Origin of the sequence: Polaribacter sp. IC066, from assembly GCF_007997085.1 — a bacterium.
Taxonomy (GTDB): Bacteria; Bacteroidota; Bacteroidia; order Flavobacteriales; family Flavobacteriaceae; genus Polaribacter.
Genome location: NZ_VORR01000167.1, coordinates 1 through 523, shown reverse-complemented (window position 1 = coordinate 523; position 523 = coordinate 1). Strand labels below are relative to the sequence as shown.

The 523-nt window shown below is 29.1% G+C and carries 1 protein-coding gene; it reads left to right on the top strand.

Translation table 11 applies throughout. The features are described from left to right. Positions 1 to 392, top strand: a 392-nt coding sequence (locus tag ES044_RS19135; RefSeq protein WP_223813573.1) for a hypothetical protein, incomplete at its 5' end; no start/stop codon positions are given. Positions 393 to 523: the final 131 nt, after the last annotated feature.

Below are 523 nucleotides of genomic sequence, written 5' to 3'. Positions count from 1 at the left end.
TTATTGAAATAGATAATGAATTAAGTCAAAAGTATTATGCATTTTTACGGAATTTACTAATTTCATCAACTGGATTTATAACAGCTATTATAGTTTTTACAAGCGTGAACTTATGTAGTCCTTCTAATTTCATTTTTAGATTTATTACAATTTCTTCCATCGGACTCGGAATCCTTTCCTGTTCAATTCTTTTGTACGGAGAAGTAGTTGTTTTGAAGCAGGCGCAGTCAGGTCTACTAAAATATATAAATAAACTTCAGGCTTCCAAAATTCCTTCCAATGACTTACTACAGACCATGCGAAAGGATATTTATAAAGTAATCGAAGTATTTTGTTTTTCATTTTATATAATTTTTATAATTTCATTAATTGGATTTGGATTAACATTATAATCGGAATTAAAAAACGTAGCCCAACACCGTACATAATTAATTGCTAATTTTCGTCTATTTAGGAAAATCCTCGCATGCCTTTTATTCTGTTATTATTTACTATCTTTAGTGTTTAACCAACGCAACTAACC